This is a genomic window from uncultured Coprobacter sp., from assembly GCF_947855755.1.
In the GTDB taxonomy this organism is placed as follows: Bacteria; Bacteroidota; Bacteroidia; order Bacteroidales; family Coprobacteraceae; genus Coprobacter.
In genome coordinates this window covers 43,658-50,524 of sequence record NZ_CANUAR010000028.1, presented here as the reverse complement: position 1 = coordinate 50,524, position 6,867 = coordinate 43,658, and the positions used below count along the sequence as shown (strand labels likewise).

Sequence of the window (6,867 nt, the reverse complement as noted above, 5' to 3'; positions counted from 1 at the left end):
GTGCCGCCTCTGCGGGTGCGTATGGTGCCGCCTCTGCGGGTGAGAATGGTGCCGCCTCTGCGGGTGAGAATGGTGCCGCCTCTGCGGGTGCGTATGGTGCCGCCTCTGCGGGTGAGAATGGTGCCGCTGTATCAAAAGGTTCCGCTGATGTTGGCGAAAACGGTATTGCCTGTGTTCGCGGGAATGGGTGCAGAGTAAAGGGCGGTATTGGTGCTATTCTTGTGATTGCGGAAGAGAATGAATACGATAGCGATATTAAGGAATGGAAAGCCTTCGTGGTTGACGGCGAGAAAATCAAGGCAGATACCTATTACACGCTCAAACATGGCGAAATTGTGGAGGCAGACAATGACTAACGAAGAGCTGAAAGAGAAGATTGTAGATATTGTGGCAATGGCAATTCTTGAAGCAGATGAACTGCCGTTTGTAGAAACAGCAGAATATGTTGCCGACGCGCTCATTGCGGCGGGGATTGGAGATGTAAAAGAGGTAGAAGCTGAAGCTAATAGATATGAAATGCTTTACAAAATGCAGTCGCGAGATATGGTATTGGCAGAAAGAAAGGTACATGAGGCAGAAAGAAAGGTACATGAGGCAGAACACCGCGCGGAAGTTGCGGAAAAAGCAGGAAGAATAATTCAGCGTGACATGGCTCGTGTATTTGATATAAGCAATCCGAGAGTTTGTGAATTGATAGCAAATATTTGGGATTTAGCAAAAAAGCAAGCCGAAAAAGAACTCACGGAGGAGGACGAAGAATGAAGCAGAATTTTGGAAGAAGTGAAGCAATGTATTTTGAAGGAAAATGGATGTTCCATTTTTCCGTTAGTAGTTATTGGAGCTGGTAAAATGAACAAGCAGGAATTGAGAGATAAGATTATCGGAATTGTGTTAGATGTTCCGATTACAGGTATAAAAATACGAGAAATATTAGGGGGAGAAGCAGCCGCAAACTCTATTGCAGACGCTCTTATATCGGCGGATATCGGCGATGTGAGCGAATTACAGAAAGAGTGCGACAGCAAAGAAGAGGCATATAACAAATGCTATTCAGATTATAAATATTGGAAAGATAGAGCAAAAGAATATGAGTACAGAGCGGAAATGGCAGAAGTTGAAAACGCCGAACTCAAAGCAAGGCTTGAAAAAGCGGTGGAGTTGCCGAGAATTGTACATCCAAATCCTAACGAGTGGTTTGTGCAGTATGAAATGAAAAGCGGTCTGCTTGACTATCTTATCTTTTATTCAAAACAAGCCGCCGAAGCCTGTCTTGCGGAGTTGAGAGAGGAAAAGTGATGAAAGACTATTGCTACGATTGCGAAATTGAAAATTGCGAATTACGCAACGAAGTAAATTTTTGCGAAGATTGTAAAGATTATTGGAATTGCGACATTCGTCATTATTCTTGTTGCGAGGCTGGACAAGAAATAGAGTGCAATAATGGTTTTGAGCCTTATGACGAATACGACGATTACGAAGACGACGAAGAGTTTGACGATACGTGGTTATAAAGGAGAAACGAATATGAAGAGTATTATACTTTCCGTTCAGCCGAAATGGTGTGAACTTATTGCAAGTGGTGAGAAAACTATTGAGGTACGCAAAACCGCTCCGAAAGAAACGCCGTTTAAGGTGTATATGTATTGTACGAAAGCCGGATATATGTATCGTTGCCGTTTTGACGAAAATCACCTTGCTATCCCTGAAGTATGGAACGGCAAAGTCGTGGGAGAGTTTATCTGCGAAAGGGTAACTGAACACGAGATATGTGACAGCGGAGCGGTTATAAATTATTGGGCAGAGGGTTTACAACATTCTTGTCTAACAGTAAGTCAAATTGACGAATATGTAGGCAAAAGAAGTTCTTCCGATTATGGCAAAAAATCAAAAGTTTACGGCTTGCACATCTCCGACCTCAAAATCTACGACAAGCCGAGAGAATTGGGGGAGTTTTATACAATTTGTAATAAGTACGGTGATGACTCTTGTGGAGACTGCCCATATCTTGCAGTAGAACAATGCTCTTTCCCTTGTGATGACTGTGTAGATACTTGGTGTTCAGTTGATAACATTAAACCGATTACCCGTCCCCCGCAATCGTGGTGCTATGTGGAGGAATTGTAAAATGACACCAAAACTAAATTGTTTGGAGTGCAAACACTATGATGAGTGTGAACAATTTTCCGACGGCTATTGCCCGTTATCGCCTAAAATTGATGAGAATGACTATGTGGAGCTTAATGGCACGAGAAAACGGCTTATTGATTGGGCGGAACTTTTAGATGTCAGCGTCCGTACTTTACAGAGGCGAATACAGAAAAAAAGGGCTTTTGTAAAAAAACGAATGACACGAGGCTACGGTAGCCACCAAAAAGGCTACAAAAAATGTGGTTTATAAAAAGGAGTAAAAAATGAAAATACGTTTTGCAAAAACTTGGCACTTTGATGCAGAGGCACTTAAACAGATTGTCAAAGACTATGAAATTGATTTGAGTTTGACAGAAACAGAAATAGAGGACGAATTGTATGACATTATTATCTCGATGAACAGCGATGAACTAGAACAATACGGCAAATCTCACTTTTTATGGGACACAGACATTGACATTAGCATTTCAAAAAAAGAGTTTTTGGGAGTAGAAAATGAATAACAGTTTTTGCAAGGACTGCCCTGACCGCTGGGTAGACACAGAAAGCGGTCGCACTTGCCACAGTGTTTGCGAAAAATATGCAAAATACAAAACAGACAGAATTTTAGACGCAAAAAAATGCCGTTTCAACAAGGCTATGCTAGTTACTATCGCCAGCGAAAAAAGGCACGAACAATATAAAAAACGCAATAAAAGGAACGGTATTTGAATGACAACGGAAGCACAAAGAAGAGCACAGAGAAGATACGATATGAAAACTCGCATTGAGAGGCGTTATCGTGGGTTTTATCTTAAATGCCATTGCGAAAACGATGCCGACATCATTGAGGCACTGCAAAACTCGGGGAACATTAACGGCTATATTAAGGGGCTGATTCGCAAAGACAAGGCAAAATAAAATAAAATTTATTATGCGAGGGCTTGCTGGGGTAATGAGGTGTAAAATGGAAATAGAGGTAAATAAAGTTTATAACATTGACTGCCTTGACTTAATGAGAGAAATGAAACGGCAGGGGGTAATAGCAGATTGGCTTATTGCTGACCCGCCATACGGGATAGGAGTAGGTTCGCTAGCTTATACAAAAGGCGTTCAAATGGTTGGCAACGCGTTAGCTAAAAGGCGAGATTACAGTAGCACAGGTGATTGGGATAGCCAAAGACTAACCAAAGAATATTTTGACCTTATGTTTGCTGTGAGCAAAAATCAAATAATTTTTGGCGGTAATTATTACACAGACTTTCTTCCACCAACAAAAAGTTGGATTGTATGGGATAAACGGTGCGACGACAAATTAAGAAATGATTTTGCTGATTGTGAATTGGCTTGGCTCAGTAAAGGAGTTGCAAGAGTTTTTCGCTATCTATATAACGGTATGTTGCAAGGCGATATGAAAAACAAAGACGAGCGTTTCCACCCAACACAGAAGCCCACGCAAATCATTTGTCAGTTGTTAAATTATTATACAAAGGAAAACGACCTAATACTTGACCCATTTATGGGCAGTTTCACAACGGCTGTTGCTTGCCACAGGCTTAATAGGCGTTTTATCGGGGCTGAACTAGACAAGGAATATTTTGAAAAAGGTAGTAAAAGATTAGACGCTGAAATGGCACAGCTTAATATGTTTAATATGATTGGGGGCAAAATAAAAAATAGTTGACAAAAATAAAGAAAGCGGGTATAATATAAGTATGATAAATGGTTTGACATTTGACGAAGAACAACATATCTACCGAATAAACGGAAAAAGAAAGACGTCTGTTTCGGATATGTTGAAAATTTATGACTCAATACACTATGGCGGCATATCACCCAAAATTATGTTTGAAGCCGCAGAGCGTGGTAGTCGAGTCCATTCATTCACGGAGCAATACGATTTAAGCAAAGATTTTGATGTCGCTGAATTTAGGGAAGAGAATCAAGACATTGACGGCTACATTCTTGCTTATTTGCGTTTTTGTCAAGAACAGGGCAATGCCTTTTACTGCGTTGAAGAACCGTTTTATTCGACAGAATTTGACTATTGCTGCACTGTTGACCGAATAAGACCGATTTTTAATAAGCGGCTTGGAGTAGTAAGGGAGGCGGTAGTTGACATCAAGACGACAAAGACGGTTTTGTCATTCCGTAATCAGTTGCAATTAACGCTGGACGGAATTGCGGTCTACGGACTTGAAAATTATCATAAGCACGATTATTATGTTTTGCACTTGTCGGCTTATGGCGATTATGAACTTATTGAGGTAGAACCGTTGAGTAAAGACTTCATTTGCTTTTTCATAGAGTTGTACCGCAAAATAAAAAAGGGTTAAAGGAGAGAAAACTATGCAAGAGGTTCAAATTATTTCTTCTACATCGCTTATCGAGGCGGCATTTGATAGAAGTATTCCATCGGAAGTACAAAAGATAAACGATTTTACCTCGCAAGTAAAGAATATGCTCATTGACGGCGTTGACTATGGTGTTATTCCAAAGACAGAAAAGCCGTGTCTGTTTAAGTCTGGCGGAGAAAAAATACAATTTCTCTTGGGGCTAACACCGCAGTACACCGTAATTGACAAGCACTATACCCCAGAGCAGAGAATAAAAACAGAGGACGGCAAGGAAAAAGTGATAGATTCCTACTATCGCTATGAGTTTATGTGCAGTCTTTACCATAACAATGTAAAAGTTGCAGAGGGTGTAGGTACGGCAAACACAAAAGAAAAAAAATACGTTGCCCAACAGAAATTCGGCATTTATGCAGACGACTTGGCGAACACCGTAATGAAAATTGCCAAAAAACGTGCCTTTATGGACGCAATAATTGCAGTTGCTTGCATAAGCGATATGTTTACGCAAGACCTTGAAGACACAGAAACTGTAAAATCAATGAAAGTTGACAAGAAGACAAAGGCAACTCATATCGACACAGAGCAAATAAAAGCTATTTGTGCAGAGGCTTGGGCTGGCGAAATATTGCAAGATGAACTGCTTAGTCTTATCCAAGAAGTAAATGCAAGCTACAAATCAGTCGTTGACATTAAGCGTACAGACTATCAAGCCGTTTTTGACAAAGTTCACCAACGTAGAGTTGAGAAAAAGAAATGCGAAAAAGGAGCGGACAAAGAATGATACAGGCAGGATACAAAAAAGGTTATATGGTTTTCAACGTGCAAAGAGTCGCTGATAAAAACAACAGAAACTATCTGAAATTTTCTATCGCCGATTCGCAACTGAATCCTGAAACAAGAGAGTGGGAAACAGACTGGTGGAATGTAATTTCTTATTCCGACATACCGCTAAAAAACAAAGACAGGGTTGTAATTAAGAGCATAAACAGTGTTTCTGCAAGATACAACAATGAGAAAAAGCGAGTTGACCGACAGATGTTTGTTTCGCTCGTAACTGATGAAAAGAAAAAAGATATCGCCGACTACACAGCCGACACAAAACCAAAAAATCAAACATTCCTTGAAGACGACGATGATGATATTTTGCCGTTCTAAAAATGAAAGTTTACATTGACAGTAGGGAAAAAGATTTTAAACATATAGCCGATTATTTTCAAGAGGTAGAGCAAGAATACGAAATAAGGCGGCTCGAAACTGGCGACTATCAGTCTAGTGGCGGTAGCAACATAATAATCGAGAGAAAAAGAAGCGTTTTGGAATTTGCTGGAAATATAGGCAAAAACCACCAACGGTTTTTTAGGGAATTAAAGCGAGCAAAGAAAGAACGCAAAAAAATGATAATTCTTATAGAAGAAAGGCTCAATGCACTATCAAAACAGGTGTGCAATAGGGCGTTCAGAAAGCTCTCGGTCTGGGTTTGCGACGAGGACAAAGAAATGCTCGAAGGCATACAAACTCGTTGCCTAGACAAAATAAAAGCCTCAGACCCGCTATTCTTGCTCAACTTTTGGTCTGACAGAAAATGCCAAATACAAGGCGATACAATTTACAAGCATTGCGTTGAGATAATTGAATGGTACGGCGTTGAGTTTGTATTCTGTGAGCCGAAAAACAGTGGCAAAATAATATTAGAGTATCTAAGGGGAGAAAATGGCTAAAAAAGAAAAATTGCCAGCCGTATTAACAAGAAACGAGCTGTTAGAAAAAATTGACAAAGAACGAAAAGAGTTGCCCGTGCGTTGCGAAAAAAGACTTTCGTTGCTAAAAGGTGCTATCTTGGAATATGAAAGAGAAAAGGCAGAAATGAGTGAATTTACAAGCTCGGTTAAGGCTGTCGATTCGCTTAAACTTTCAAGGCTTGCCTTTCAGCCGATTATAGCAACGTATAACGAAATCAGCTACACGGCACAAGAGATTTTCGGCTTGTTTAACGTCTTTATGGATATGGCAACACGGCTAAACGAAGGCTTTGGCTTTATTCCACAAATCGGACACTTTACACGCTTTCTGGACGTTTCAGAGGCAAAGTTCAAATACTGGCGAAATAATGGCTCGGCAGAGGTTCAAGAGGCGTGCAGTAAGGTCTATGACGAGTTGTCCACACTAACAGCCGATGCGATGATGCAAAAGAAAATAGGCGAGGTTAGCGGCATTTTTGTGGAAAAGACAAGATATGACCGCAGAGATAATGTTGAAATACCTAAACAAACAATTCAGGCTCAAAATGTTGTCATAACAGACAGTGAGATGTTAGGACTTATCTCAAATTATAAGAACATAAATAAAAAAATAGGGGAGCAATAAACGCTCCCCCTTTTCTTAT

14 protein-coding genes are annotated in these 6,867 nt (G+C 40.3%); all 14 read left to right on the top strand.

What is annotated here, in order from left to right; genetic code table 11:
• Positions 1-356 (top strand): hypothetical protein (locus tag Q0093_RS13030; protein WP_297931258.1); only part of this gene is annotated, 356 nt, incomplete at its 5' end.
• Positions 334-762 carry a hypothetical protein gene (locus Q0093_RS13025; protein ID WP_297931255.1) on the top strand — a complete coding sequence of 143 codons (429 nt, stop codon included), beginning with the start codon at positions 334-336 and terminating at the stop codon, positions 760-762. The genes Q0093_RS13030 and Q0093_RS13025, both read left to right, overlap by 23 nt.
• A gap of 18 nt (positions 763-780) precedes the next feature.
• Entirely contained in the window at positions 781-1,296 is a 516-nt protein-coding gene (locus tag Q0093_RS13020; RefSeq protein ID WP_297931252.1) for a hypothetical protein, read from the top strand.
• A complete protein-coding gene (locus Q0093_RS13015) occupies positions 1,296-1,511 on the top strand; it encodes a hypothetical protein (RefSeq protein ID WP_297931250.1) in 216 nt (71 codons plus the stop codon). Before Q0093_RS13020 ends, Q0093_RS13015 begins: the two co-directional genes overlap by 1 nt.
• Positions 1,512-1,524: 13 nt before the next feature.
• Positions 1,525-2,124: a hypothetical protein gene (locus Q0093_RS13010; protein ID WP_297931247.1), complete on the top strand. Its 600-nt coding sequence runs from the start codon at positions 1,525-1,527 to the stop codon at positions 2,122-2,124.
• Between the two features lie 22 nt (positions 2,125-2,146).
• Positions 2,147-2,398, top strand: a complete 252-nt coding sequence (locus Q0093_RS13005; RefSeq protein ID WP_297931244.1) for a hypothetical protein — start codon at positions 2,147-2,149, stop codon at positions 2,396-2,398.
• Between the two features lie 13 nt (positions 2,399-2,411).
• Entirely contained in the window at positions 2,412-2,651 is a 240-nt protein-coding gene (locus tag Q0093_RS13000) for a hypothetical protein (protein WP_297931242.1), read from the top strand.
• A 250-nt stretch (positions 2,652-2,901) separates the two neighbouring features.
• Positions 2,902-3,048, top strand: a complete 147-nt coding sequence (locus Q0093_RS12995) for a hypothetical protein (RefSeq protein ID WP_297931240.1) — start codon at positions 2,902-2,904, stop codon at positions 3,046-3,048.
• 46 nt (positions 3,049-3,094) lie between these two features.
• Entirely contained in the window at positions 3,095-3,811 is a 717-nt protein-coding gene (locus Q0093_RS12990; RefSeq protein WP_297931237.1) for a site-specific DNA-methyltransferase, read from the top strand.
• 31 nt (positions 3,812-3,842) lie between these two features.
• Positions 3,843-4,463: a hypothetical protein gene (locus tag Q0093_RS12985; RefSeq protein ID WP_297931234.1), complete on the top strand. Its 621-nt coding sequence runs from the start codon at positions 3,843-3,845 to the stop codon at positions 4,461-4,463.
• Between the two features lie 13 nt (positions 4,464-4,476).
• Entirely contained in the window at positions 4,477-5,265 is a 789-nt protein-coding gene (locus Q0093_RS12980) for a hypothetical protein (RefSeq protein WP_297931231.1), read from the top strand.
• Positions 5,238-5,639 carry a hypothetical protein gene (locus Q0093_RS12975; RefSeq protein ID WP_297931228.1) on the top strand — a complete coding sequence of 134 codons (402 nt, stop codon included), beginning with the start codon at positions 5,238-5,240 and terminating at the stop codon, positions 5,637-5,639. The genes Q0093_RS12980 and Q0093_RS12975 overlap by 28 nt, the downstream gene beginning before the upstream one ends.
• Before the next feature lie 2 nt (positions 5,640-5,641).
• Complete coding sequence (locus Q0093_RS12970; protein WP_297931225.1) at positions 5,642-6,202, top strand: ERCC4 domain-containing protein; 561 nt, start codon at positions 5,642-5,644, stop codon at positions 6,200-6,202.
• Positions 6,195-6,848, top strand: a complete 654-nt coding sequence (locus tag Q0093_RS12965; RefSeq protein ID WP_297931222.1) for a hypothetical protein — start codon at positions 6,195-6,197, stop codon at positions 6,846-6,848. Before Q0093_RS12970 ends, Q0093_RS12965 begins: the two co-directional genes overlap by 8 nt.
• Positions 6,849-6,867: the final 19 nt, after the last annotated feature.